Below are 25,096 nucleotides of genomic sequence, written 5' to 3'. Positions count from 1 at the left end.
ATTGTTTCAGGTGCCCGCGGGCGTCCGCAGGTGACTTCAGGTGGTCTCGGGCAGCGGTGGCTTGAAGCTGCGGGTCGAGGCCGAGCCGTACGCCTGGGCGACGTTGACCAGAAATCTCTTCTCCGCGTCGAGGTCGCTGCTCGCCAGCGTGGGCGTACTGAAGGAACTCCGCTGCTGTGGAAGGTCGTTGGCCTTCGCCCGGCGGGCCTCCTTCACGACGCACGCGAGTACGGCCGCGTCGCGGTCCGTCGGCGGCACGCCGGAAGCGGCGACGTGGCTGCGGGCGAGGTCCGGGACATGGGGCTCGATGTAGTCATTGAGGATCAGGATGGCGTCGCGGCTCTCGATGACCTTGCGGTAGACGAGCAGCCTGCGGGGGGCCGGGGGCCGCAGCAGTTCGACCAGCCTCGGCCGGGGCTCGGCCAGCGCCACATGCGGCACGGCCCGTACGAGGTCTCGCCACAGCGGCCACAGCCGCCACGCGGCGGAGATGTCGGAGCTGGCGCGGCGCAGCGCGACGGCCGTCGGCACCAGGATGGCGGCCGCCCTCAGCAGGCCGTGCAGGTTCATGAGGAGCGGCAGATACGGGAGCGACCAGGTGCTGTCGAGCGTGATCCGGAGCAGATAGCCGAACCAGAAGAGTCCGGCCAGGGCCGTGCCGAGGCCGAAGAGCCGCAGACACAGGGCGAGGCTGCGGCTCTCGGTGTGCCCGCTGTAGCGCCAGCACACGAAAACACAGATGACGTTCGCGAGCAGGTGCGCGGCGATGAGCGTCAGCCAGTAGGCGGTGGAGGGCGTGGGATCTCCCACCGGCGGGACGCCGTGTGCTCCGTGCGGCGGCGCTGCCAGGTCGAGGGCCAGCAGGATCGCCATCATGACGCCCGCGGTGACGGCCGAGCCGGTCTTCAGGCGGCGGCCGCCCATGGAGGCGGCGACGAAGTAGAGCACGGCGCCCGCCGAGAGCACTCCGACCATGTTCCGCGCCAGTGCGACGGCGTGGGTCGAATCCGCGTTCCGCATGGCGAAGTCGACGACGTCGGGAAGATTGAGCGTCATCGCGGCCGCCGCCGAGGCTACGGCGAGCCACAGTCCGCGCTGCTGCTGTGAGCGGGCGGCCGCGCGGGTGCGCATCAGTACGGCGAACCAGAGGCACACCACACTGGGGACCGCGAGCCAGTTCCCGAAGTCCGTTATCTCAGTGGACATCGGACTCCCTCACTCCTAGCGCCGATTCGAGTTTCGCCAGCACGCCGCGGGGCTGCGGTTGCTCGGAATGCGGGGTGTCCGCGTTCATCCGTATCAGGCTGGCGAGCATTTCGGCCTCCTGTTCCTGGCGGGTGGAGTAGTTGGTACGGCCCAACAGCTGCTGGACGTGCGCCGGTTCCAGGTCGGGAAGGAGTGGTTGAGCGCGGTTGATGTCCTCCGGGTCCAGCGTGTTGTGGCCGAACAGGATGTGTCCGATCTCGTGCAGCACGATGTGCTCCTGGTGGAGCAGGGAGGTCTGCGCCTCGTAGAAGACGTAGTCGTCGCTGGAAGTGGCGAGCCACAGGCCGCAGACGCCCGATTCACCAGCCTCTCTGGGGAGCGGGTGGCGGTGCAGCGGCCTGCCGCGCTGTTCCGCGACGCGGCCGCAGAGCGCGTCAATCGAAAACGGGTGAGGTATGTCGAGGCCGGTCATGACCGACTCGCAACGCCTGCGTAGTTCGAGGAATTGCTGCGACATAGGCTCACGCTCCCCTTTTGGCCCGTTCCCCGGGCAGCGTTGATAGGCGTACATGGCAGGCGGCATCGCCAATGAGTACAGAAGATCCGCCGGCCTTGGCAAACGTTGGTCCGGGCGGGGCGGGTAATCCAGCCATTCCCACGGGGATTTGGCTGGCCAGGGGCACGCAACGGCCTTTCGCGGCGGATTGTGACGCCGGACTTTGATGGTGGACCGTGCCGCCGGACTGTGACAGCAGGGATGCGAGGGGCGCGAGTTGACGTGCCGGAGCTCGGGTCGGGGCCCCGGGGTGCGACGGGTCCGGCCATGGGGATCCTGTGACACTTCTGTGCGGATCAGCGCTGTATGGGTGGGGTCATGGACACGGTGACCCTTGCCGGACCGGCGCGAAGAGGGACGTATTGGGTCAGGGTGGGGAGTCCCGTCGTGCGCGTGCGTACGACGAGGAACTCGGTGCGGCCGTCGCTCGGGCCCAGGGAGGGGACGACGAGGCCTTCGCGGTCGCGTACCGGCTGGTGCAGCCCGGAATGCTCGGCTTTCTGCGGGGGATCGTCGGGGACGACGCCGAGGACGTGGCGGCGGACGCGTGGCTGGAGATAGCCCGCGATCTGGGGCGCTTTCGCGGTGACGGTGCGGGGTTTCGCGGCTGGACGGCGACCATCGCGCGGCACCGGGCGCTCGACCACCTGCGGCGGCAGAAGAAGCGGCCGCGCGAGTCGGGGCTTGAGTCGGAGCTGTTGGAGCTCCCTGGCAGCCTTGATACGTCCGCCGAGGCCATGGAGGCGATCTCCACCGAGCGCGCGCTCGAACTGATCGCGGGGCTGCCGCCGGACCAGGCCGAGGCGGTGCTGCTGCGCGTGGTCGTCGGGCTCGACGGGCCGGGCGCCGCACGGGTGTTGGGCAAGCGCCCCGGGGCCGTACGGACCGCGGTGCATCGAGGGCTGAAGCGACTGGCGGGACAAGTGGGGCGGCCCGGTGTGACGGATGACGACACCCGGACGCTGGGGGATACGAGATGAATGCCGACCGGCCGTCGCCACCCAGGGACCTGTACGACGAGTGGCGTGTTCAGCCTGAGCAGCACGAGGGGCGTGACGGGCCCGGCTCGCCGCGGCTCGACGCGCTGCTGGACGCCGCCGCGCGGCCGTCCGCCGTCGACCCCGGCGCGGAGGCCGCCGCGGTCGCCGCCTTCCGTGCCGCACACGAGTCCGGGGTCCGTACGGGACGCACCCGGCGCCGGGACGACTGGCGGCCGCGTTCCTCGCCGTGGCGCCGGGTCGCGCGGCGGGCCGCGCTCGGGACGCTGGTCGCGGGGCTGACGGTGGGCGGTGTCGCGGTGGCCGGGATCGGGGTGCCGGGTCCGGGTACGGACTCGCGGGGCGAGCGGACGGGCGAGCCGGGCGGCGGGGCCGTGTCCAGGCCCGCGCCCAGCTCCGCTCCGGTCGAGTCGGCGCCGCGGGTGGTGCCCGAGTCGGCCGCTGCGGAGCCCACGGACGCGACGGGTGCGAAGGCGGCGAACCCACGGCCCGGGAGTTCGCCGTCCGCGGGCGGCGCGCCGCCGACTCAGGCATCCGACACCAAGGCGCTGTGCCGCGCGTACGAGAACGCGGACGACAGCGCGCACGACAGCGCGCACGACAGCGCGGACGACGACGCGAACGACGACGCGAACGACGACGCGGACCGCAACGCGAACGAGAACGAGAACGCGGACGGCAACGCGTACGAGAACGCGGACGGCCGTCAGCTCGGGGGTGTCGCCTGGGAGCGCCTGGTCACGGAGGCGGGTGGCGAGAAGTCCGTCGCGGCGTTCTGCGCGCGGGAGCTGGGCCACGCGACAGGCGGCCCGGTCGGCGACTCCACCGCAGGTCACCCCACCGCAGGTAACCCCACTCCCAGTCCCGGCCGACGGGGAGGACCCGCGGACTGACACCCGTTTGGGTGAGCGTTTGGGTGAGCAGGTGAGGGATACCCGACGTATGCGAGGGCAGGCGGGTGGAGGATGCGCGGCCGGGGCCGCCACCCCCCACAGGAGAGGCCCCGGCCGACGCACGGTACGGACCGTGTGACGGCCCGTACTCCCTTCAGCGCCGTGGGTGCGTTTTGTGTCACACCCCGCTCGGTGACCTCATTGTTGCGTGTTGTACAAACGTGGACGGGCGGCCCATTCAGGCCGTACCGTTCTGCATCGCGCCGGGCTAGGGAGAAGTTAGTGCTGGGGGACGACGCGGAGCTGACCACCGCGGTGCTCGCGGCACAGGATGGGGACGAGAGTGCGTTCCGTTCTGTGTACCGCGCTGTGCACCCGCGGCTCCTGGGATACATACGGACACTGGTCGGCGACCTGGACGCCGAGGACGTGGCGTCCGAGTCCTGGTTGCAGATCGCCCGCGATCTCGACCGGTTCGAGGGCGACGCGGACCGCTTCCGCGGCTGGGCGGCGCGTATCGCCCGCAACCGCGCGCTCGACCACATCCGGATGCGGGGCCGCCGCCCCGCCATCGGCGGGGACGAGACGGAGCTCACCGTGAAGCCGGGCGACGCGGACACCGCGGGCGAGGCGCTGGAGGCGCTCGCCACCGGCGACACCTTCGCGCTGATCTCCCAGCTCCCGCAGGACCAGGCTGAGGCCGTCGTCCTGCGCGTGGTGGTCGGGCTCGACGCGAAGAGCGCGGCTGAGACGCTGGGCAAGCGCCCCGGAGCCGTACGCACCGCCGCGCACCGCGGCCTGAAACGGCTCGCGGAACTGCTCGGTGACCAGGCCGGCGACGCCGACGGGCTGGCCGCCGTACCGCCGCAGCGGGGGCGGCGAGGGGGCGCGGCGAGCGCTCCGACAGGCCCCGGCGGTGTGACGCATTCGCGTTCGCGGACGCAGAAGGACATGTGATGACCGACGAGTACGACAAGTGGCTGGACGAGGATGTCGCGGAGCTGTTGCTACGCGGCGAGTCCCTCGACGCCGTACTCGACGCCTCCGACACCCCCTCGCGCGCGCGAGCCGAGCGGCTCGCCGACGCGCTCGGCGCGGCACGGGACGGGCTGCCACCGCACGGCGACCCCGTCCCGGGCGCGACCGGCGAACTGCCCGGCGAGGCCGCCGCGGTCGCCGCGTTCCGGCAGGCCCACGCATCAGCGGGAGCCCCCGCCCCCGAACCGGCCATCGCCGTCAGCCCCTCGCGGGGCGGCACCGCCGCACACCGCCCGTCCCGCATCCGCTGGGGCCGGCCCATGCGCTACGGGATCGCCGCGGCGCTGGCCGCCTGCACCCTCGGCGGAGTCGCCGTAGCGGGCGGCGCCGGAGTGCTGCCCGCACCCTTCGGCGGCGACGGCGGCAGCAAGGGCGAGCCGCGCCCCGGCACCTCCGTCTCCGCGGCGGTCACACCCCCGGACACCCTGATGTCCCCCTCGCCCGGCTCGCCGGACCCCGGCCACAGCCACGGCGACCATACCGACGACCCCAGTGCGGAGCCCGACGCCGGAGCCTCCGATGGCGGTAAGAAGTCCCAGGCGCCCGGCGGCGGTTCCCCGGACGGCGACGAGCAGGGGCAGGACAACGGGCAGCCCGAGGCGGGCCGCGACCTGACCCCACAGGAGAAGCGCGACCTGTACCAGCGCGTCTTCGACGTCTGCCGCGACTACCAGAACGGCAAGCCGCTGCCCGCGGACAAGCGCCGCCGCCTGGAGCGCGCGGCCAACGGTGCCGGGAACGTGGAGAAGCTCTGCGACCGCGCCCTCGCGGTGGAACGGGACGGCGAAGGCGAAGGCCGTCCCGACGGCGAGGACGGCCAGGAGAAGCACGACAGCGACGGCGACGGGGACGACGCGGACCGCCGTCCCGAGGGCGAGCAGAAGCCCGGCGCGGGCAACGGCCGGGGCGAGGACGCCGAGCAGAGCCTGGACGAGACCGGATCCTCGGTCACCAGCCGCCTCGGCACCGCTCCGGAGGCACTCCAGATCCAGCCGTCGGAAAGTTCGATCAGCTCCTGATCCTCAGGGGTGTGACACTTTCCGGCCTCGTGGCGCAGTATGAAGTGAGCCGACTGGTCATCGGCGATCGCACGAGCCGAGGTTCCCCCCGTACCCGCGGCTCTGTGCACCAGGCGAGGGTGGGACACGTTCCCCCGGTCCCACCCTCGCCCTCTCCCCCCTTTGCGCCTAAACCGGCGCCGCTCTCGCGGACCGGGTGCTCGCCGTCGTGGTTCCTCAATTGATGGTTGCGGTCCTTGCGGGCGCGCATGGGCGGGCGTCACCAGTAGATGACCACCTTGTCGCCCGTGCGCACCTGCGCGAACAACGCGGCGATCTTCTTCTCGTTCCGTACGTTCACGCAGCCGTGCGACGTCCCGCTGTAGCCGCGTGCCGCGAAGTCCGACGAGTAGTGCACCGCCTGGCCGCCGCTGAAGAACATCGCGTACGGCATCGGGGTGTCGTAGAGCGTCGAGTGATGGTGCCGGGACTTCCAGTACACGCTGAACTCGCCCTCGCGGGTCGGCGTGTACTGCGAGCCGAACCGCACATCCACCGTCGACATCGCCCGGCCGTCGACCATCCAGGTGAGCGTGCGGCTCTTCTTGCTGATGCACAGCACCCGGCCCTGCAGGCAGCGCGGATCGGGTTTGGCGGCCGGCTGGTCGCCCGCCGCGTACAGCTCGAAGAAGCCCGGCTTCCTGGTCATGTCGAGCAGCCGCTGCCAGGTGACCTCGTCGGTCTCGCCCGTCGCGGTCAGGCCGCGCTTGGCCTGGAAGCCCTTGACCGCGGTGACCGTGGACCCGCCGTACGACCCGGTGGGTCCAGGACCGCCGAACCAGGCGATCTGCCGCAGCCGCGCCTGAAGGTCCCGTACGCGCTCGCCCCGGTCACCCTTGGTCAGCAGCACCTTGGGCTGTGCCGGGGCCTTGGAGGGCCCCTTGGACGGCACACCGGGCGATGCCTCCGACCCCGCGGGCGACTTCCCGTCCGGAGACTTCCCGTCCGGTGACTTCCCGCCCGGCGACGGGCTCGGCGCCGACGTCAGCGGCGGCGGCCGCTTCCCGCCCAGGCCGTCCTGACCATCGCCCGCCGCGCCGTCCACCGCCTGGGCCGTACAGCCCGCGGTGACCGCCACGACGGCGACGGCCGCCAGAGATCTCCGCCGCACCGATCCCCGCCGCATCCCGGATGTCCTGCGCATGTGGCCCCCCACTGCTGCCTACCGACCCCGACCGACCTCTACGGATCCCTGCCGTCCCCGACAGTTCCGTGTGCCTCCTGGGATGTCCTCCGTACGGAAATGGTTCCCGCGCATGATGGAAGTGAACGCACGCTGTGAGCTGCTGTGAGCAAGGTCCCAGCGTGCGGCCCTCCACCCGACGCGCCCCCGCCGCTACAGTCCGTCGCGAGGGTCGTCGATTACCGGCAAGTAGCAGGAGGCACAGCACATGGCGCGCGAGTCTGAGTCCGGACTGCCCATTGAGCCGGTCTATGGACCGGACGCCCTCGACGGCTGGGACCCGGCCGACAAACTGGGCGAGCCCGGCGTATACCCCTTCACCCGGGGCGTCTACCCGTCGATGTACACCGGACGGCCGTGGACGATGCGCCAGTACGCGGGTTTCGGCACCGCCGTCGAGTCCAACGCCCGGTACAAGCAGCTGATCGCGAACGGCACCATGGGTCTGTCGGTCGCCTTCGACCTGCCCACCCAGATGGGCCACGACAGTGACGCCCCGATCGCCAGCGGCGAGGTCGGCAAGGTCGGTGTCGCCATCGACTCGATTGACGACATGCGCATCCTGTTCGGCGGCATTCCGCTGGACAAGGTCTCCACGTCGATGACGATCAACGCCCCCGGCGCGCTGCTCCTCCTCCTGTACCAACTCGTCGGCGAGGAGCAGGGCGTAGCAGCCGACCAGCTCACCGGCACGATCCAGAACGACGTGCTCAAGGAGTACATCGCCCGCGGCACGTACATCTTCCCGCCCAAGCCGTCGCTGCGCCTGATCGCGGACATCTTCAAGTACTGCAAGGCCGAGATCCCGAAGTGGAACACCATTTCGATCTCCGGCTACCACATGGCGGAGGCGGGCGCGTCTCCCGCGCAGGAGATCGCCTTCACGCTCGCCGACGGCATCGAGTACGTCCGTACCGCCGTCGCCGCCGGAATGGACGTCGACGACTTCGCGCCCCGCCTCTCCTTCTTCTTCGTCTCCCGTACGACGATCCTCGAAGAGGTCGCCAAGTTCCGTGCCGCGCGCCGGATCTGGGCGAAGGTGATGAAGGAGGAGTTCGGCGCCAAGAACCCCAAGTCGCTGATGCTGCGCTTCCACACGCAGACCGCGGGGGTGCAACTGACGGCCCAGCAGCCCGAGGTGAACCTGGTCCGTGTCGCGGTCCAGGGCCTGGCGGCGGTCCTTGGCGGCACCCAGTCCCTGCACACCAACTCCTTCGACGAGGCCATCGCCCTGCCGACGGACAAGTCGGCCCGGCTGGCCCTCCGTACCCAGCAGGTCCTGGCGTACGAGACCGATGTCACCGCCACCGTCGACCCGTTCGCCGGGTCGTACGTCGTCGAGAAGATGACCGACGACGTGGAGGCGGCCGCGCTGGAGCTGATGCGGAAGGTCGAGGACCTGGGCGGCGCGGTCAGCGCCATCGAGCACGGCTTCCAGAAGAACGAGATCGAGCGCAGCGCCTACCGCATCGCCCAGGAGACCGACTCGGGTGAGCGCGTCGTGGTCGGCGTCAACCGCTACCAGCTGGAGGCAGAGGAGCCGTACGAGCCGCTGCGCGTCGACCCCGCGATCGAGGCGCAGCAGGCCGAGCGCCTGGCCAAGCTGCGCGCCGAGCGCGACCAGGGGGCCGTGGACGCGGCGCTGGCGGAGCTCCAGGAGGCGGCCAAGGGCGACGCGAACGTGCTGTACCCGATGAAGGACGCGCTCAAGGCGCGGGCCACGGTCGGGGAGGTCTGCAACGCGTTGCGGGAGATCTGGGGGACTTACGTCCCCACGGACGCGTTCTGAGCGGGGGCGTGCTGCTCGCAATGCCTGCGGCCCTGGGTGGCTGAGGCCAAGGATTGGTCCCCCACCCCGCCCCTTCCCGAAAGGCCTCGCCGGCCGGGCTCGCCGGACGGGCTGAAAATTCAGCCCGTCCGGCGATTGAGGACCGGGGTCTGGGGCGGAGCCCCGGTTTCGGGAAGGGGCGGGGCAGGGGAGAAGAACCCGCCCTGACCTCCCGCATCGGCGCCTGGCGCAACCTCCCCTCCCAACNCCCGGGCGCGGGGGGGCCCCCCGGCCCCGTCCGCCCAGCCCACCCCGACCGCCGACCCGGACGGCACGCTCGCGTTCGTGGAGAGTCCGGTCCAGCTGCTCAACGTGCTGGAGTGGGCGCACTCCGACTCCGGCACACAGCACGCGGGCGCCGGCCTACCCGCGTCCGGTCCCCGCGCGTCCACCGGGCTCACCGTCATCGTGCTGTCCCCGGTCGACCCCATGTCACGCGGCCAACTGCGCCGGATGGCCGAACTGGCGCGGGACGAGGGACACACCGTGCGCTGGGAGGAGGCGCGCGGCGGGGCCGGTGCGCCGGTGAAGACCATCGGCGGTCTGACCCGCGTACTGCGCGCGGCACGCCGGGTGGTCATCGGCGACCCGTTCTCGCGCTACGTACAACTGCTGCTCACGCTCACCACCGCCCGCGACCTGGTGGTGGTCGACGACGGCACGGCCACCATGGAGTTCATCGCCCAACTCGCCAGCGGCGAGCGCCTGGTGCGCTGGCACCGGCGCGGCGGCCGCCCAGGGGCGCGGGACATGGTCTTCGCGCCCTTCTCCGCTTCAGCGCGCCGCCGCCTCACCCCGTCCGGCGAGCGCAACGTCGAGGTTTTCTCCTCGATGCCGGTGGAGCCCCCCGCGGGCATCGAGGTCACCGAGAACGACTTCTCGTGGACCCGTGCCCGCTTCGAACCCCCGCGGATCGCCAAGGGCGCGGACATGGTGGGTACTTCACTTGTCGAAACGGGCGTGGTGGACCGTGACCGCTACCTGGAGGCGGTCAAGCGACTGGCCCGCACCCACGGCGCCACCCGCTACTTCGCCCACCGCAGGGAGCACCCCGAGAAGCTGCACCAACTGTCCACCGAGACCGGCCTCGAAATCGTCCGCCCCGACCTTCCGCTGGAGCTCGTCGCCCGCAGAGGCCCCATCGGCCGTACGATTCTCAGTTTCCCGTCTACCGTGGTGCACACCCTTCCCCTGGCCCTGGCCGGCACCGGGGTCGAGGTGGCGGTCTGTGACATTGATCCCGCCTGGCTGACGGACCACGCGTCACCGCGCGCCCAGGGCTTCCTGTCCGGCGTCACGGGCACCGCTCGTGACGTGCACCGATTGCAGTCCGTTCGCATCGCGTGATGCGCACGGCAACCGGCTACGAGGGCGTCGGTCTGAGCGTCAGCTTCGGCCTGGGCGCGACCCCGGGTTGAGCAGCGGGAGGGGGAGGAACGACTCCTTCTCAGCCGCCCGACTGTCCCGGCCGGAGTGGTGGGCCTGCGGCGCGCGATGTCCCTGTGGTGGATAGTTCGCGGCCTTGGGCCGCTTCCTATTTACCCGCGCCATGCTCGCCCCCAGCGAGAACGAACCGGGGGCCAGGGACGCCACCGCGATGGACCCCGAGGTGATCACCCAGCTCCTGATGCACACGGAGCGCGACTAGAACTTGGGCAGCATCTTCACCAAGCTGGGCCTGCTCCCGGCCGGTGGCGACAACCGCCGCGTACTGGCGGTCCTCGGGTACCTGGAACAGTGATCTGCCATGCGAGATTCTGATGATCGCGGACTGCTCTCCGGCCGCTCCACTCGTGACCTGCGCGGTCTCTGATCCCCACGCACCGCGTAACGTAACGCGAACGAAATGTCATACCCGCCGTACGGCGAGGTCATGCGCACTACGCCTGACTTTGTTACGTCAATCTGGCTGAACTTTTGTTGATCTAGCGCTAGTTGTGCCGTCCGGCGTCCTACCCTCCAAGGCAGGGTGAACCAATTGGTAACGGGATCCCCTCACATCTGAGGGGCCTCAGCTCAGCGGGCTGAGGCCCGCCGTTACCAGCACCAGCCATCGCCGAAGTAGGAGGTGACCGAAGATGGCTACGTTCCACGTAGGGCAGAAGACCAACCCGACTGTGCTTCCTCAGCAGTCGGCTCTTGAACTGTGGGCAGCAGACAACCCCGGGATCAGGGACGAAACGGGCTCACAGCGCCGCCACGCGGCATCCGGCGTGGAACATGTGCGAGGGGAGATCGTCGACCGCGCACCTGCAGCCGACGGCGTCACCCCCAACCCTGCGGTTGGGGAGGAGGCACGTGAGTGCCACTCCGCCGTGTTCGTTCTCGAGAAGCACGGCGTACCGTTGCAGCCGACCACACCTGCCAGGGCCCGCAAGCTGCTCAAGTCCGGTCGAGCGGTCGTTTCCCGGCACACCCCCTTTGTCATCCGACTCAAGGACCGCGCCGCGGCCGACTCGGAGATCGACGGGGTGGAAGTAGGGATCGACCCTGGCTCGAAGCACACCGGCATCGCAGTGTTCACGACTCAGGCCGGCGAGAGGCGAGGCCGGTATGCGATTCAACTCGACCACCGGGGCGCGCGGATCAAGAAGAGAGTGGATCAGCGCGCCTCCTTCCGGAGAGGGCGCCGTTCGCGAAATCTGCGCTACCGTGCGCCTCGCTTCCTCAACCGAAGCCGTCCGGAGGGCTGGCTACCGCCATCGTTGCAGCATCGTGTGGACACCAGCGTGGCGTGGGCGGAACGCGTCGCGCGTTGGGCACCTGTGCGAGCGACGCATCTGGAGTCGGTCGCATTCGACCTCTGTGCCCTCAGTGCGGGCAGGCCCCTGGGAGAGGCGGAGTACCGGCAGGGCACCCTCGCCGGATATGAGGCACGCGAGTATCTCCTGGTCAAGTGGGGGCGATCCTGCGCCTACTGCGGCGCCGAGGGCGTCCCGCTGAACATTGACCACGTCTTCCCTCGCGCTCGAGGCGGCTCCGACCGCATGTCCAACCTCACCCTGGCCTGTGCCGCGTGCAATCAGAGCAAGGCGGATCGCCTTGTGCAGGAGTTCCTCGCGGGCCAGCCGAAGCTGCTAGCGAAGATTCTTGCCCAGACCAAGGCCCCGCTGCGCGATGCGGCAGCTGTCCACTCGACTCGTCGAGCGCTGTGGCGAGCGCTCGACGATCGCTGGCCTACCCACTCCGCATCCGGTGGGCGGACCAAGTACAACCGCACCCGCATTGGCCTGCCGAAGACGCACACGCTGGACGCGCTTGCCGTCGGCGCACTCGCCTCGATCAGTGAGGTCGTGTCCAGGGTGCTGGTGGTCGGCTGCACTGGTCGCGGAACCTACACCCGCACGCGCACCGACAAGTACGGCTTTCCCCGCCTGCGACTGCCTCGGCGTAAGCAGTTCTTCGGCTTTGTCACCGGCGATCTGGTGCGCGCAGTTGTTCCCGCGGGCAGTAGGCAGGGCGCGTACGTGGGGCGTGTCGCGGTCCGTTCCACCGGCAAGTTCAATATCACCACCCGTCACGGCACCGTCCAGAGCATTCACCATAGGCACATCAGCCTCCTCCAGCGGGCTGATGGATACGCGTACGTCACCAGGCCCGAGGCGACGTCGAGCGTTTCGCGTTACCACACCGAGGGTGCTTCCCTGAACTCTTTGAGTGAGAGATGCACCGTTCCTACCCTCGGCAGCGGCCGGGGCCTCCAGCAAGGACATAGCGATGATCGTTGAGACCAAAGCCGAGTCCGCTCCCGCGGCAACTCTGCCCGGCGCGCTCCCCGAAGGGCTGCGCGTCGAACTCATCGCCTTCCGCCGTGACTTGCACATGCACCCCGAACTCGGCAACCAGGAGTTCCGGACCACCGCGGCCCTCAAGACCCGCCTTGAGCGAGCGGGGCTCAAGCCTCGGGTGCTCGAGACCGGTACGGGACTGGTGTGCGACATCGGCGCGCCGGACAGCGCGCGCCCCATGCTGGCTCTCCGCGCGGACATCGACGCGCTGCCCATCCCGGACGTCAAGGTCAGCTGCCCGTACCGGTCCACCGTCCCGGACCGCGCCCACGCCTGCGGCCACGACGTGCACACCACCGTCGTGCTCGGTGCGGGTCTGGTGCTCGCCGAGCTCGCCCGTGAGGGCCGCCTCCCGGCTCCGGTACGGCTGATCTTCCAGCCCGCCGAGGAGGTGCTGCCCGGTGGTGCCGCGGACGCCATCGAGTCCGGAGTCCTGGACGGCGTCGGGAGGATCATCGCCGTGCACTGCGACCCGCGCGTGGACGCCGGGCGGATCGGGCTGCGGCACGGCCCGATCACCTCCGCCTGCGACCGCCTGGAGATCTCCCTGGACGGCCCGGGCGGCCACACCGCGCGCCCGCACCTCACCACCGACCTGGTCACCGCGGCCGCCAAGGTCGTCACCGAGGTCCCCGCGCTGGTCTCGCGCCGGATCGACGCACGCTCCGGGCTCGCCGTCACCTGGGGCCGTATCGAGGCGGGCCACGCCTGCAACGTCATCCCGCAGCACGCCGAGCTGTCCGGCACCGTGCGCTGCCTCGACCTGGCGGCCTGGCGGCAGGCGCCCGACCTGGTGCACGCCGCCATCCAGGAGATCGCGGACCAGTACCGCGCCAAGTCGGAGATCAACTACATCCGCGGCGTCCCGCCGGTCGTCAACGACTCAGCCGTCACCGACCTTCTGCAGGACGCCATGACGGCGCGCCGTGGCGCCCAGGCGATCGAGGACACCGAACAGAGCCTCGGCGGCGAGGACTTCTCCTGGTACCTGGAGCATGTGCCGGGCGCGATGGCCCGGCTCGGGGTGCGTACGCCGGGCGAGTACACGGTCCGCGACCTCCACCAGGGCGACTTCGACGCGGACGAGTCAGCCATCACGGTCGGCGTGGAACTCTTCACCGCGGCGGCGCTCCTGGACGCCGAGACCAGGGGCTGAACCCTGGGAAACCGGCCAGTTGGAGGAGGGCGCGGGCCTACGGTCTCCGCCAGCAGGCTGAGCCGCCTTCCTCCCGCTGGATGACGCGCCCCTGACATGATCACTCGTACTGTCATCGCTGACCACGTCGCAGATGGATCACCGCGATCATCACGACCACCACGGTGTCCGTGAGCGCGACGATCAGTACGAACAGAGGGGGAGTGCCTTGACCGGCACCTACAGGAAACTCGGCACGATGACTTCGGTGCTCGGCCTCGCAGTCGCGGGTGTGACGCTGAGTGCGGCGCCTTCCCAGGCCGCCGTCGGGCCGAAGGGCTGCAGCGCGTACGTGTCCCACACGAACAACCACGTCGCGGTCGCCATGTGCGCTTCCGGTAACGGCACCTGGCGCGTTATGGCCAAGTGTGCGGGCCCCGGCCGCGTCAACGGGCCGTACAGGGGTGACGAGGGATACCGCACGCGCGGCAAGGAGAAGGCCTCGGTGCTGAACTGCGGTAGCTCCGGCTACCCGATCGAGCTGAAGGTCGTCGACAAGAAGGCCTAAGAACCCGGCCGGGCAGGGCCGCAGGTTGACGTGAACGGCCCGTGGGAACGCCCACGGGCCGTTCCGCTGCGCCACCGCCCGCAGCGGGAACAGCTCGCCCCGACCGTGATCGTTCGGCGGAGGCGCGGCGTGGCGCACGCATTCGCGTACCTCTTGTTCCCGTCCGGAACAAATGGTGACCTGCGGTTTTACCGGACCGAAGCGACCTGACACCTGTCCGAAACGCTTCGATTGGATAACAGGCGCTGAACCCCTCTTTACGCGACATCTACGCGCGTTAAGCTCCCGGTAAGTCAGCCCCGGTCGGGGCGCTTCCTTGAGTGAAGGGGTACCCATCGTGCGCCGGGTGACCAAGATCGTCGTTAGCGGTGCAGCCACCGCTGCTCTCGCCTTCTCCGCCACTGCCTGTGGCGACAGTGACAGTGACTCGTCCAGCAGCTCGTCCGAGAAGGGCATCGGCCTCGCCTACGACGTCGGTGGCCGTGGTGACCAGTCGTTCAACGACGCGGCCGCCGCCGGCTTCGACAAGGCGAAGAAGGAATTCGACATCGGGGGTGCCGAGAAGGAGCCCAAGGACAGCGAGTCCGATGCCGACAAGGTGCAGCGCCTGACCGAGATGGCCCGCCAGGGCTACAACCCGGTGATCGGCGTCGGCTTCGTGTACGCCAAGGCCATCGACGAGGTCGCCAAGAAGTTCCCGAAGACCAGCTTCGCGATCGTCGACGACTCCTCGAAGCAGGCGAAGAACGTCGCCAACCTGGTCTTCACCGAGGAGCAGGGCTCGTACCTGATGGGCGTGGTCGCCGCCAAGACGACCAAGACCGACACGGTCGGCTTCATCGGCGGTGTGGACACCCCGCTGATCAAGAAGTTCGAGGCCGGCTTCAAGCAGGGCGTCGCGGACACCAACCCCGACGTCAAGGTCCTGACCGAGTACATCACCCAGATGCCCGACTTCAAGGGCTTCGCGGACCCGGCCGGCGGCAAGCGCATCGCGAACGGCATGCTCGGCAAGAAGGCCGACGTCATCTACCCGGCGGCCGGCGGCTCCGGCGGCGGTGCCTTCGAGGCGATCAAGACCAAGGGCAACGCCTGGGGCCTCGGCGTCGACTCGGACCAGTACAAGATCCCGTCGCTCTCGGGCGTGAAGGACGTCATCCTGACCTCGATGCTCAAGAACGTCGAAGGCTCGGTGTACGACTTCATCAAGTCGGTCGAGGACGGTAAGCCGCAGTCCGGCGTCGTCTCCGCCGACCTGGCCCAGGACGGTGTCGGCTACGCGAAGTCCAACCCGGAGTTCGTCAAGATGACCGAGACCATCGCCGCGGTCGACGAGGCGAAGAAGAAGATCGCCTCCGGCGACATCAAGGTCGCGACGGAGCCCAAGAAGTAGCTCCCAGGGCTCAACGGGCCGACCCTCCAGGGGACTTGATCCCCTGGAGGGCGCCCCGGACTCAGCGGAACAAGTGAAGACCGCCGGGCTCGGGGGAGTAGTACCGCACTCCTCCCGGGCCTTGCGTCGATCTCACCCCTTTTCTCGCTGACTCTACGCGCGTAGCATGTGCATGTCAGGATACGGTCTGCACCCGGCGGCTCCCCGCAGCGGCCGCATGCCCCTGAACGGCACCGCCTTCCGCATCACCACTCTTCGCACCACGCCTTTCGCACCATCACCACCTCCTCTGTCACCTCCTTTCCTCCGCCCCGAGGGAGTGCGCCATCACAGCCTCCACCGAGACCGCGGCCGTCGAGCTCCGCGGCATCACCAAGCGATTCCCCGGCGTCGTCGCCAATCACGACATCGACATCACCGTCCGCAGGAGCAGCGTTCACGCTCTGGTCGGTGAGAACGGGGCCGGCAAGTCGACGCTGATGAAGATCCTCTACGGCATGCAGAAGCCGGACGAGGGCACCATCACCATCGACGGCGAGCAGGTCTCCTTCGCCAGCCCCGGTGACGCGATCGCCCGCGGCATCGGCATGGTGCACCAGCACTTCATGCTCGCCGACAACCTCACCGTCCTGGAGAACGTCGTCCTCGGCGGCGAGAAGCTGTACGGCATCGGCTCCAAGGCACGCAAGAAGATCCTGGAGATCTCCAAGGCCTACGGTCTCGGCGTCAACCCCGACGCCCTCGTCGAGAACCTCGGCGTCGCCGACCGCCAGCGCGTGGAGATCCTCAAGGTCCTCTACCGCGGCGCCCGCACCCTGATCCTCGACGAGCCGACCGCCGTCCTGGTCCCGCAGGAAGTCGACGCGCTCTTCGCCAACCTGCGCGAACTCAAGGCCGAGGGCCTGGCGGTCATCTTCATCTCGCACAAGCTGGGCGAAGTGCTCAGCGTCGCCGACGACATCACGGTCATCCGGCGCGGCACCACCGTCGGCACGACCATCCCGTCCGAGACGACCCCCCGCGCGCTCGCCGAGCTGATGGTCGGCAGCCAGCTGCCGGTCCCGGAGACCACCGAGTCCACGGTCACCGACCGCGTCGTCCTCGACGTCAAGGACCTCACCCTGGGCGCCGAAGGCCGCAAGCCGCTCCTGGACCACCTCACCTTCGCCATCCGCGCGGGTGAGGTACTCGGCATCGCGGGTGTCGAGGGCAACGGCCAGAGCGAGCTGATCGAGACCCTGATCGGCATGAGGCACGCCGACTCCGGCACCATTTCGCTCGCCGACGACGACATCACCGCCTGGCCGACGCGCAAGCGCCGCGAGCAGGGCGTCGGCTACATCCCCGAGGACCGCCACCGGCACGGCCTGCTCCTGGAGGCCCCCCTCTGGGAGAACCGTATCCTCGGCCACGTCACCGAGAAGCCCAACTCCAAGGGCATCTGGCTGGACCCGAAGGGCGCCAAGGCCGACACCGAGCGGATCGTCGAGGAGTACGACGTACGCACCCCCGGCATCGAGGTCACCGCGGCCTCGCTCTCCGGCGGCAACCAGCAGAAGCTGATCGTCGGCCGCGAGATGAGCCACACCCCGCGCTTCCTGATCGCCGCCCACCCCACCCGCGGTGTGGACGTCGGCGCGCAGGCGCAGATCTGGGACGCGATCCGCGAGGCCCGGCGCGAAGGCCTCGCCGTCCTGCTGATCTCCGCCGACCTGGACGAGCTGATCGGCCTGTCCGACACCCTGCGGGTCATCTACGAAGGCCGCCTGGTCGCCGACGCCGACCCCGCCACCATCACCCCGCAGGAACTGGGCTCGGCCATGACCGGCGCCGCTTCCGGCCACCTGGAGCACCCCGAGGACTCCCCGCCCGGGAATTCCGCCGCCGACGACTCCGCGCAGACCGGGGGAGAGGACCGATGACACAGCAGACCCCCAAAGAGCTGAAGCGGGAGCTCCTCAAGGAGCGGGTGATCCTGGCGCTCGCCGCACCCCTCCTCGCCCTCGCAGTGGCCGTGGCACTGACCTCGATCATCCTGCTCGCGACCGGCAAGAACCCCTTCGAGCCGTACTCGCTCATGGTGAGCTACGTCGCCGAGTGGCCCGATGTGCAGGTCCTGGTCATCAACCAGACCATCACGTACTACTTCGCGGCGCTCGCGGTCGCCATCGGCTTCCGCATGAACCTGTTCAACATCGGTGTCGAGGGCCAGTACCGCCTCGGCGCCTGTGTCGGCGCCATCGTGGGCTTCAACCTTCCCGCCCCCGGCGTCCTCAAGATGGTCGCGGTCATCGTCACCGCCGTACTGGTCGGCGCGATCTGGTCGGGCATCGCGGCGCTGCTCAAGGTCACCCGCGGCGTCAGCGAGGTGATCGCCACGATCATGCTGAACGCCATCGCCACCGCGATCATCGGCTACCTGATCCAGAAGGACGTCTTCGGCCACCAGCCCGAGGGCTCCAACGCGGTCACCACCGGTGAACTCCCCGAGTCCGCCTGGTTCCCTGGCATCCCCTACGGCGACTACGAGATCTTCGGCTTCCTGGTCATCGCGGTGCTGTGCGGCGTCGGCTACTGGGTGATGCTCAACCGCACCCGCTTCGGCTTCGACCTGCGCGCCGCCGGCGCCTCGGGTTCCGCGGCCCTCGCCTCCGGCGTCAGCGGCCGCAAGATGGTCGTCATCGCGATGCTCGCCTCCGGCGCGCTGGCCGGCCTGATCGGTATGCCCGTACTGCTCGGTGAGACCCACACCTTCGTGTCGGACTTCCCGGCCGGATACGGCTTCACCGGCATCGCCATCGCACTGCTCGGCCGCAACCACCCGCTGGGCATGGCCTTCGGCGCGCTCCTGTGGGCCTTCCTCGACAAGGCCGCCACCACCCTCGACGACAACGGCTACGAGTCCGAGATCTCCGTGATCATGCAGGGCATCATCGTGCTCGCCGTCGTCATCGCGTACGAGTCCGTGCAGCGCTGGGGCCTCAGGCGCCAGCAGCAGAAGGTCGGGGCCGAGCTGGCCGCCGCTGCGAAGAAGAACGAGGAGGTGGCTGTCTGATGGCCGCCACGGCATCCGCTCTGGGGCAGCCCGAGGCCACGCCCGCCGCCCCCCGCAGGTCAGGCTTCGACTGGCGCCGTACGCTCTACTACGCGCTCGGCGGCCTGGTCCTCTTCTCGCTCGTGAGGGCCATCACCGGCACCAACGACATCACCTCCGTCGGCCAGGTGGCCGCCGCGATCTCCGTCGCCGTCCCGATCCTGCTCGCCGGTCTCGGCGGTCTGTGGTCGGAGCGCGCGGGCGTGATCAACCTCGGCCTCGAAGGCATGATGATCTTCGGCACCTGGTTCGGTGCCTGGGCCGGCTACCAGTGGGGCCCGTGGACCGGCGTCGTCGTCGGCCTGCTCGGCGGCGCGCTCGGCGCACTGCTGCACGCCATCGCCACCGTCACCTTCGGCGTGAACCACATCGTCTCCGGTGTCGCCATCAACATCCTGGCGCTCGGCGCGACCCGCTTCCTGTCCAAGCTGACCTTCGGCGCCGAAGAGGGCGGCAGCGCCACCCAGTCCCCGCAGGTCGACTCGCTCGGCTCGCTGACCGTGCCAGGTCTGTCGGACTGGCTGGTCTCGCTCAACGGCAAGCACTGGTTCCTCATCTCCGACCTCGCGGGCTTCCTCGGCGCCCTGACCACGCGGCTGTCCTGGCTGTCGGTCATCGCCGTGGTGCTGCTGGTCGCCACCTACTTCATCCTGTGGCGCTCCGCCTTCGGCCTGCGCCTGCGCTCCTGCGGCGAGAACCCCATCGCGGCCGAGTCGCTCGGCGTCAACGTGTACCTCTACAAGTACGTCGCGGTGCTCATCTCCGGTGCGCTCGCCGGCCTCGGTGGCGTCTTCCTCTCCGAGGTGGCCGCACCCTTCTACCGCGAGGGCCAGACCGTCGGCCTCGGCTACATCGGCCTCGCCGCGATGATCTTCGGTAACTGGCGTCCTGTGGGTGTCGCGATGGGCGCGCTGCTCTTCGGCTTCACCGGCTCGCTCAAGGAGCGCGGCGCGGAGAACGTCATGGCGATGTTCCTGCTGCTCGGCATCCTCCTGATCGTGGTCGCGGTGTGGCAGGTCGCGCGGAAGAAGTACCTCCAGTCCGGCCTGGCCGCGCTGGCCGGCCTCGGCGCGGTTCTGACGTATCTGACCGTGGACGCGGTGCCCAAGCAGTTCATCGGCGCTGCCCCGTACATCGCGACGCTCCTGGTCCTGGCCCTGGCGGCGCAGAACCTGCGGATGCCGAAAGCGAACGGCAAGCCCTACCGCAAGGGGCAGGGCAAGTGACGGGCGTCGACTGGGAAGCCCTACGGGACGCGGCGCGCGAGGCCATGTCCCACGCGTACGCCCCGTACTCGGGCTTCCCGGTCGGCGCGGCGGCCCTGGTGGACGACGGCCGCACGGTCACCGGCTGCAACGTCGAGAACGCCTCGTACGGTCTGGGCCTGTGCGCGGAGTGCGGCCTGGTCTCCGCCCTCCGCCTCTCGGGCGGCGGCCGCCTCACCCACTTCACCTGCGTGGACGGCACGGGCGGCATCCTGATGCCCTGCGGCCGCTGCCGCCAGCTGCTGTACGAGTTCGGCGGCCCCGAGCTTCTGCTCGACACGGCGCATGGCATCCGCCCCTTGTCGGCCTTGCTGCCGGACGCTTTCGGCCCGGAAAACCTGTCTTAAGCCCCCTACTCCCGCCCTTCTTTCAGCCCGGCCGGCGTTTGAGGCCATCTTTGAGCCCGGCCGGCGTCTGAGGCCTTTCGGGAAGGGGCGGGGTGGGGGACCCATCCCTGACGCGCACCCCCACCCACCTCTGGAAGGGACCCCACCCATGGACGTCATCTCCGTCATCCGCACCAAGCGGGACCGCGGCGAACTGACCCCCGAGCAGATCGACTGGGTCATCGACGCCTACACCCGCGGCGAAGTGGCCGACGAACAGATGTCGGCCCTGGCGATGGCGATCCTCCTCAACGGCATGAACCGCGCGGAGATCGCCACCTGGACCGCCGCGATGATCCGCTCCGGCGAGCGGATGAACTTCGACGCCCTGTCCCGCCCGACCGCGGACAAGCACTCCACCGGCGGCGTGGGCGACAAGATCACCCTCCCGCTCGCCCCCCTCGTCGCCGCCTGCGGCGCCGCCGTGCCGCAGCTCAGCGGCCGCGGCCTCGGCCACACCGGTGGCACCCTGGACAAGCTGGAGTCCATCCCCGGCTGGCGCGCCCTGCTGTCCAACGCCGAGATGCTGGACGTCCTGGACACCACCGGCGCCGTGATCTGCGCGGCGGGCGACGGCCTCGCCCCCGCCGACAAGAAGCTGTACGCGCTGCGCGACGTCACCGGCACGGTCGAGGCGATCCCGCTGATCGCCTCGTCCATCATGTCGAAGAAGATCGCCGAGGGTACGGGCTCCCTGGTCCTGGACGTGAAGGTGGGCTCCGGCGCCTTCATGAAGAACATCGTGGACGCCCGCGAACTGGCCTCCACGATGGTCGGCCTGGGCACGGACCACGGAGTGAAGACCGTGGCCCTGCTCACCGACATGGCCACCCCCCTCGGCCTGACGGCGGGCAACGCCCTCGAAGTACGCGAGTCCGTCGAGGTCCTGGCAGGCGGCGGCCCCGCGGACGTCGTCGAGCTCACCCTCGCCCTCGCGCGCGAGATGCTGGACGCGGCCGGAATCAAGGACGCCGACCCGGCCAAGGCCCTGGCGGACGGCTCCGCGATGGACGTCTGGCGCCGCATGATCGCGGCGCAGGGCGGCGACCCGGACGCCCCGCTGCCCACATCCCGCGAGCAGCACGTCATCACGGCCCCGTCCTCCGGAACCCTCACCCGCCTCGACGCGTACGACGTCGGCGTCGCCGCCTGGCGGCTCGGCGCGGGCCGGGCCCGCAAGGAGGACCCGGTCCAGGCCGGCGCCGGTGTCGAGCTGCACGCCAAGCCGGGCGAGCAGGTGACCGAGGGCCAGCCCCTGCTCACCCTGCACACGGACACGCCCGAGCGGTTCGAGTACGCGATCAAGTCCCTGGAGTCGGCGTACGACATCGCGGCACCGGGCACGGGCGACTTCACCCCGAGCCCGATCGTCCTCGACCGCATCGCCTGATCCGTTCGGAGACCTGTGGGAGGGGCGATGAGTTCCGCCCCTCCCACAGGTCACCCCTGTGTGACAGCTACCGAACCGATCGTCGTCGCCCTCGGCCCCCGGGTCACCCGGGACGAGGTGCCACGGCTGTGCGAGCAGGCGCGCGTGGCACTGGAGCACTCCGGTGCCACCGAGCTCATCTGCGACGCCGCAGCAACCGTCGAACCCACCCTGGCCGTCGTGGACGCCCTCGCCCGGCTGCGGATCACCACCCGCACCGCCGGGGCCAGGATGCGTATCCGGGACCCCAGCACCCGGCTCTGCGAGCTGTTGCTACTGGTCGGACTTGTCGAGGTGCTGGGGGAGGTCGAACATCGGGAACCAGCGGTCTGTGTCCAGGAAGTTGGTGATCTCGACGATCCTCCCCCCTGAGATCTCGACGACCTGAAGCGCCCAGGGCTCGTACCGCCCGGGCGTCTCGGTCGGGTGGTACTGGCCGAAGGCCGGCGTACCGTTCGCCACCGTCGGGACCAGCAGGGAGCCGCGGCAGACGGCGCCATGGCCGAGCATCCAGCCGGTGATGTCGCCGTACCCCGTGAGCCACAGGTCGTAGGGCGGCATGGAGAGCACAGCGTCCTCGTGCAGCAGCGAGGTCAGTGCGTCCATGTCGTAGCCCTCGAAGGCGGAGACATAGCGGTCGAGGAGTTTCTTCTGATCCTCGTCGAGCGGGTTGGCGAGGTCCGTCTCGCGCATCTCCCGCTCCGCGATGGTGGCCCGCGCCCGCTGCAACGCGCTGTTCACCGACGCGACCGAGGTGTCGAGCAGCTCGGCGACCTCGCTCGCCTTCCAGGCCAGCACCTCGCGCAGGATGAGCACCGCGCGCTGCTTGGCGGGCAGATGCTGCAGCGCCGCGACGAAGGCGAGCCGCACCGTCTCGCGCGCCACCGCCGTCTCCGCGGGGTCGGCAGTGGACGGCAGCACCCGGCCGTCCGGCACCGGCTCCAGCCAGGTGATCTCGGGCCGCTCGCTGAGCACCGCGCGGGCCACCGGCTGCGGCTCGGTCAGGTCCATCGGCCGGGCGCGCTTGTTCCCGGCGTTCAGCATGTCCAGGCAGACGTTGGTGGCGATGCGGTACAGCCACGACCGCAGCGACGAGCGCCCCTCGAACCGGTCGTACGCACGCCAGGCGCGTACGAAGGTGTCCTGCACCGCGTCCTCGGCCTCGAACCCGGAGCCGAGCATGCGGTAGCAGTAGCCCGTCAGCTCGGTCCGATGCTTCTCCAGGCCAACGTCCAACTCACTCTTGGTCGCGCTCTCACTCATCGAGTCCACCCCTGCTGAGCCTCCGACACCAACACTTCGGAAGCTACCGCACCCCACTGACAATCGGCCCCCGAAGCGCTCAGCCGCCGTGCTCGGCCGACTCGTCGGAGGAGGGTGTCCGGTGCCGCGCGCTCACCGCGAGCAGGGTGCCCCCGTCAGCCAGCGGCCGCTGCGCCGCGCCGGCGTGGAACCCGGCGTCCCGCAGATGCCGGAGCAGCGCCGACTCCAGCGGGCCGACCGCGCGCCCCCGGGGCGGTGCGAAGCACAGCAGCAACCGCCCGCCGGGCCTGAGCGACTGGCCGACCACAGCCAGTTCCCGCGTCGCGGGCCCGGTCCAGAAGAGGTTGACGTCAACGGCCAGGATCCCGTCGTACGTCCCCAGGGACGCCGGGTCCGCATCGGCCAGCGCCAGCTGCCGGAACTCGGCACGTCCGGCGTCCACCTTCGCGGCGTTGCGCGCCCGGGCGGCGGCGACCGCGGCGGCCGACCGGTCGATGGCCACCAGCCGCCCCCGCGCAAGCCGCTCACACATCAGAGCCGCGGCGACCCCACGCCCGCAGCCGACCTCCAGAACCCGCTCATCCGGCCGCACACCCAGCAGTTCGACCGCCACCGACAACCGCTCAGGAACCCGCATACACCTTCTCTAGCGGGATTACGCGTGCGAGGCCAGCACCGGCCGCCGCTCCACCCGTGCCGTGTGCGCGCGCTCCACGCGGGCCGCGTGGGTGCCGTACAGCGTCACCGACACCACCCCGAGCACCGCGACCAGTCCGAGGAGCACCGTGCCCTGCCAGCCCAGAGCGTGGAAGGCGATCGCGCCGAGCGTGCCACCCACGCTGCTGCCCAGGTAGTACGCCGACTGGTAGAGGGCCGATGCCTGTGCCCGGCCCACCTCGGCCGTCCGGCTCACCGAAGACGACGCGACCGTGTGGCCCGCGAAGAACCCCGCGGTGATCAGCACCAGCCCCAGCAACACCAGAGCCAGCACATCAGCGAGCGACAACAGCAACCCAGCAGCCGTCGTCCCCACCGCCAGGTACAGGGCCCCACGCCGCCCGATCCGCGCGACCAGCCGCCCGGCCGCGGCCGACGAGGCCGTACCGACCAGGTAGATCAGGAAGATCGACCCGACAACTCCCTGCGGCAACGAGAACGGAGCTTCGACCAACCGATACCCGATAACCGTGTACACGGCACCGAACACCACCATGAACAGCGCCCCGATGACATACAGGCGGCACAGCAGCGGATTGCCCAGGTGCCCCCGTACGGTCCGCGCCAGCTCGCGAGGCCGCAGCGACCCCGCCTTGAAGTGCTGGGGCTTGGGCAGCAGTACGCGGAACAGGACCGCGCACACCAGCGCCATCAGCCCCACCGCGGCGAGCCCGGCCCGCCAGCCCCAGGCCTGCGAGACCCATCCGGTCACCACTCGGCCGCTCATCCCGCCGATGCTGTTGCCCGCCACGAACAGACCGATCGCCGCGACGAGCGCCTTCGGGCGTACCTCCTCGGCCAGATACGCCATCGCCGACGCCGGCAGCCCCGCCAGCGCCGCACCCTGCACGGCCCGCAGCGCCACCAGCCAGCCGAGGCTGGGCGCGAACGGCACCAGCACGCCCACCACCACGGCGACCGCCAGCGAAGCGGTCATCACCGTGCGGCGCCCAAAGCGCTCCGACAGCGCACTCAACGGCAGCACACACAGCGCGAGCGCCCCGGTCGCGGCCGACACGGTCCAGCTCGCGGTGTCGGCCGTGACGCCGAACTCGGCGGAGATCGCGGGCAGCAGCGCCTGCGTGGAGTACAGCACCGCGAAGGTGGCGAGCCCGGCCGCGAACAGCGCGAGGTTCATCCGGCGGTAGCCGGACCCACCCGGAGCCAGGCGAGAGTCAGAGGAAACATGGGAATCAGAGGTGGGGGCGCCCGCTTGGTTAGCGAACGCCCTGCTACTGGCAGGAGGCATGCCGTAAATCTAAGGAGGCCTCCCTCATGCGTCCAATGCATAAACTTGC

22 protein-coding genes are annotated in these 25,096 nt (G+C 69.9%); 16 read left to right on the top strand and 6 right to left on the bottom strand.

Annotation, left to right across the window (positions count from 1 at the left end):
* Positions 1 to 36 precede the first annotated feature (36 nt).
* Positions 37 to 1,206: an MAB_1171c family putative transporter gene (locus tag U9R90_RS12860; protein WP_411056575.1), complete on the bottom strand. Its 1,170-nt coding sequence runs from the start codon at positions 1,204 to 1,206 to the stop codon at positions 37 to 39.
* On the bottom strand, positions 1,196 to 1,678 hold the full coding sequence (locus U9R90_RS12855) for a hypothetical protein (protein ID WP_411056574.1): 483 nt from the start codon (positions 1,676 to 1,678) through the stop codon (positions 1,196 to 1,198). The genes U9R90_RS12860 and U9R90_RS12855 overlap by 11 nt, the downstream gene beginning before the upstream one ends.
* Before the next feature lie 446 nt (positions 1,679 to 2,124).
* Here U9R90_RS12855 and U9R90_RS12850 point away from each other — a divergent pair, with 446 nt between their 5' ends.
* From U9R90_RS12850 to U9R90_RS12835, 4 genes are all read left to right on the top strand, one after another.
* Positions 2,125 to 2,742 carry an RNA polymerase sigma factor gene (locus U9R90_RS12850; protein ID WP_411056573.1) on the top strand — a complete coding sequence of 206 codons (618 nt, stop codon included), beginning with the start codon at positions 2,125 to 2,127 and terminating at the stop codon, positions 2,740 to 2,742.
* Entirely contained in the window at positions 2,739 to 3,653 is a 915-nt protein-coding gene (locus U9R90_RS12845) for a hypothetical protein (protein WP_411056572.1), read from the top strand. The genes U9R90_RS12850 and U9R90_RS12845 overlap by 4 nt, the downstream gene beginning before the upstream one ends.
* Before the next feature lie 282 nt (positions 3,654 to 3,935).
* Positions 3,936 to 4,610, top strand: a complete 675-nt coding sequence (locus U9R90_RS12840) for an RNA polymerase sigma factor (RefSeq protein ID WP_411056571.1) — start codon at positions 3,936 to 3,938, stop codon at positions 4,608 to 4,610.
* Positions 4,610 to 5,710 carry a hypothetical protein gene (locus U9R90_RS12835; RefSeq protein ID WP_411056570.1) on the top strand — a complete coding sequence of 367 codons (1,101 nt, stop codon included), beginning with the start codon at positions 4,610 to 4,612 and terminating at the stop codon, positions 5,708 to 5,710. The genes U9R90_RS12840 and U9R90_RS12835 overlap by 1 nt, the downstream gene beginning before the upstream one ends.
* 259 nt (positions 5,711 to 5,969) lie before the next feature.
* Here the strand turns inward: U9R90_RS12835 and U9R90_RS12830 are convergent, their stop codons facing one another.
* Entirely contained in the window at positions 5,970 to 6,893 is a 924-nt protein-coding gene (locus U9R90_RS12830; RefSeq protein ID WP_411056569.1) for a L,D-transpeptidase family protein, read from the bottom strand.
* Between the two features lie 247 nt (positions 6,894 to 7,140).
* Here U9R90_RS12830 and U9R90_RS12825 point away from each other — a divergent pair, with 247 nt between their 5' ends.
* From U9R90_RS12825 to U9R90_RS12770, 12 genes are all read left to right on the top strand, one after another.
* Positions 7,141 to 8,721, top strand: a complete 1,581-nt coding sequence (locus tag U9R90_RS12825; protein ID WP_411056568.1) for a methylmalonyl-CoA mutase — start codon at positions 7,141 to 7,143, stop codon at positions 8,719 to 8,721.
* A gap of 324 nt (positions 8,722 to 9,045) precedes the next feature.
* Positions 9,046 to 10,107: a hypothetical protein gene (locus tag U9R90_RS12820; protein WP_411056567.1), complete on the top strand. Its 1,062-nt coding sequence runs from the start codon at positions 9,046 to 9,048 to the stop codon at positions 10,105 to 10,107.
* 731 nt (positions 10,108 to 10,838) lie between these two features.
* Positions 10,839 to 12,488 (top strand): RNA-guided endonuclease IscB, encoded by a 1,650-nt coding sequence (gene iscB / locus U9R90_RS12815; protein WP_411056566.1) that lies wholly within the window; start codon positions 10,839 to 10,841, stop codon positions 12,486 to 12,488.
* Positions 12,478 to 13,704: a M20 family metallopeptidase gene (locus U9R90_RS12810; RefSeq protein ID WP_411056565.1), complete on the top strand. Its 1,227-nt coding sequence runs from the start codon at positions 12,478 to 12,480 to the stop codon at positions 13,702 to 13,704. Before iscB ends, U9R90_RS12810 begins: the two co-directional genes overlap by 11 nt.
* 208 nt (positions 13,705 to 13,912) lie before the next feature.
* Positions 13,913 to 14,251: a hypothetical protein gene (locus U9R90_RS12805; protein WP_411056564.1), complete on the top strand. Its 339-nt coding sequence runs from the start codon at positions 13,913 to 13,915 to the stop codon at positions 14,249 to 14,251.
* Positions 14,252 to 14,588: 337 nt separating this feature from the next.
* Positions 14,589 to 15,644 (top strand): BMP family lipoprotein, encoded by a 1,056-nt coding sequence (locus U9R90_RS12800; RefSeq protein WP_411056563.1) that lies wholly within the window; start codon positions 14,589 to 14,591, stop codon positions 15,642 to 15,644.
* Between the two features lie 326 nt (positions 15,645 to 15,970).
* Complete coding sequence (locus U9R90_RS12795) at positions 15,971 to 17,566, top strand: ABC transporter ATP-binding protein (protein WP_411057726.1); 1,596 nt, start codon at positions 15,971 to 15,973, stop codon at positions 17,564 to 17,566.
* Positions 17,563 to 18,699: an ABC transporter permease gene (locus tag U9R90_RS12790; protein ID WP_411056562.1), complete on the top strand. Its 1,137-nt coding sequence runs from the start codon at positions 17,563 to 17,565 to the stop codon at positions 18,697 to 18,699. The genes U9R90_RS12795 and U9R90_RS12790 overlap by 4 nt, the downstream gene beginning before the upstream one ends.
* Complete coding sequence (locus U9R90_RS12785; RefSeq protein WP_411056561.1) at positions 18,699 to 19,964, top strand: ABC transporter permease; 1,266 nt, start codon at positions 18,699 to 18,701, stop codon at positions 19,962 to 19,964. The genes U9R90_RS12790 and U9R90_RS12785 overlap by 1 nt, the downstream gene beginning before the upstream one ends.
* Complete coding sequence (locus U9R90_RS12780; protein WP_411056560.1) at positions 19,961 to 20,350, top strand: cytidine deaminase; 390 nt, start codon at positions 19,961 to 19,963, stop codon at positions 20,348 to 20,350. The genes U9R90_RS12785 and U9R90_RS12780 overlap by 4 nt, the downstream gene beginning before the upstream one ends.
* Positions 20,351 to 20,498: 148 nt before the next feature.
* A complete protein-coding gene (locus U9R90_RS12775; RefSeq protein WP_411056559.1) occupies positions 20,499 to 21,779 on the top strand; it encodes a thymidine phosphorylase in 1,281 nt (426 codons plus the stop codon).
* Between the two features lie 60 nt (positions 21,780 to 21,839).
* Complete coding sequence (locus U9R90_RS12770; protein ID WP_411056558.1) at positions 21,840 to 22,190, top strand: hypothetical protein; 351 nt, start codon at positions 21,840 to 21,842, stop codon at positions 22,188 to 22,190.
* Here U9R90_RS12770 and U9R90_RS12765 read toward each other — a convergent pair.
* The 3 genes from U9R90_RS12765 to U9R90_RS12755 form a co-directional block, all read right to left on the bottom strand.
* Complete coding sequence (locus U9R90_RS12765; protein WP_411056557.1) at positions 22,092 to 23,081, bottom strand: sigma-70 family RNA polymerase sigma factor; 990 nt, start codon at positions 23,079 to 23,081, stop codon at positions 22,092 to 22,094. The two genes, U9R90_RS12770 and U9R90_RS12765, sit on opposite strands and share 99 nt — an antisense overlap.
* A 79-nt stretch (positions 23,082 to 23,160) precedes the next feature.
* Positions 23,161 to 23,718 carry an SAM-dependent methyltransferase gene (locus U9R90_RS12760; RefSeq protein WP_411056556.1) on the bottom strand — a complete coding sequence of 186 codons (558 nt, stop codon included), beginning with the start codon at positions 23,716 to 23,718 and terminating at the stop codon, positions 23,161 to 23,163.
* Between the two features lie 18 nt (positions 23,719 to 23,736).
* Positions 23,737 to 25,047, bottom strand: a complete 1,311-nt coding sequence (locus U9R90_RS12755) for an MFS transporter (RefSeq protein ID WP_411056555.1) — start codon at positions 25,045 to 25,047, stop codon at positions 23,737 to 23,739.
* Between the last annotated feature and the right edge of the window lie 49 nt (positions 25,048 to 25,096).

Origin of the sequence: Streptomyces sp. E11-3, assembly GCF_046540415.1 — a bacterium.
Lineage (GTDB): Bacteria > Actinomycetota > Actinomycetes > Streptomycetales > Streptomycetaceae > Streptomyces.
Note: the sequence above shows the minus strand (reverse complement) of the source record. Positions and strands in the feature narration are given on the sequence as shown.

Bases quoted from the DNA above. Each gene is read 5' to 3' on its own strand.
- U9R90_RS12860 (WP_411056575.1), bottom strand. From the start codon at position 1,206: ATGTCCACTGAGATAACGGACTTCGGGAACTGGCTCGCGGTCCCCAGT.
- U9R90_RS12855 (WP_411056574.1), bottom strand. From the start codon at position 1,678: ATGACCGGCCTCGACATACCTCACCCGTTTTCGATTGACGCGCTCTGC.
- U9R90_RS12845 (WP_411056572.1), top strand. From the start codon at position 2,739: ATGAATGCCGACCGGCCGTCGCCACCCAGGGACCTGTACGACGAGTGG.
- U9R90_RS12835 (WP_411056570.1), top strand. From the start codon at position 4,610: ATGACCGACGAGTACGACAAGTGGCTGGACGAGGATGTCGCGGAGCTG.
- U9R90_RS12830 (WP_411056569.1), bottom strand. From the start codon at position 6,893: ATGCGCAGGACATCCGGGATGCGGCGGGGATCGGTGCGGCGGAGATCT.
- U9R90_RS12825 (WP_411056568.1), top strand. From the start codon at position 7,141: ATGGCGCGCGAGTCTGAGTCCGGACTGCCCATTGAGCCGGTCTATGGA.
- iscB (WP_411056566.1), top strand. From the start codon at position 10,839: ATGGCTACGTTCCACGTAGGGCAGAAGACCAACCCGACTGTGCTTCCT.
- U9R90_RS12810 (WP_411056565.1), top strand. From the start codon at position 12,478: ATGATCGTTGAGACCAAAGCCGAGTCCGCTCCCGCGGCAACTCTGCCC.
- U9R90_RS12790 (WP_411056562.1), top strand. From the start codon at position 17,563: ATGACACAGCAGACCCCCAAAGAGCTGAAGCGGGAGCTCCTCAAGGAG.
- U9R90_RS12785 (WP_411056561.1), top strand. From the start codon at position 18,699: ATGGCCGCCACGGCATCCGCTCTGGGGCAGCCCGAGGCCACGCCCGCC.
- U9R90_RS12775 (WP_411056559.1), top strand. From the start codon at position 20,499: ATGGACGTCATCTCCGTCATCCGCACCAAGCGGGACCGCGGCGAACTG.
- U9R90_RS12765 (WP_411056557.1), bottom strand. From the start codon at position 23,081: ATGAGTGAGAGCGCGACCAAGAGTGAGTTGGACGTTGGCCTGGAGAAG.
- U9R90_RS12760 (WP_411056556.1), bottom strand. From the start codon at position 23,718: ATGCGGGTTCCTGAGCGGTTGTCGGTGGCGGTCGAACTGCTGGGTGTG.
- U9R90_RS12755 (WP_411056555.1), bottom strand. From the start codon at position 25,047: ATGCCTCCTGCCAGTAGCAGGGCGTTCGCTAACCAAGCGGGCGCCCCC.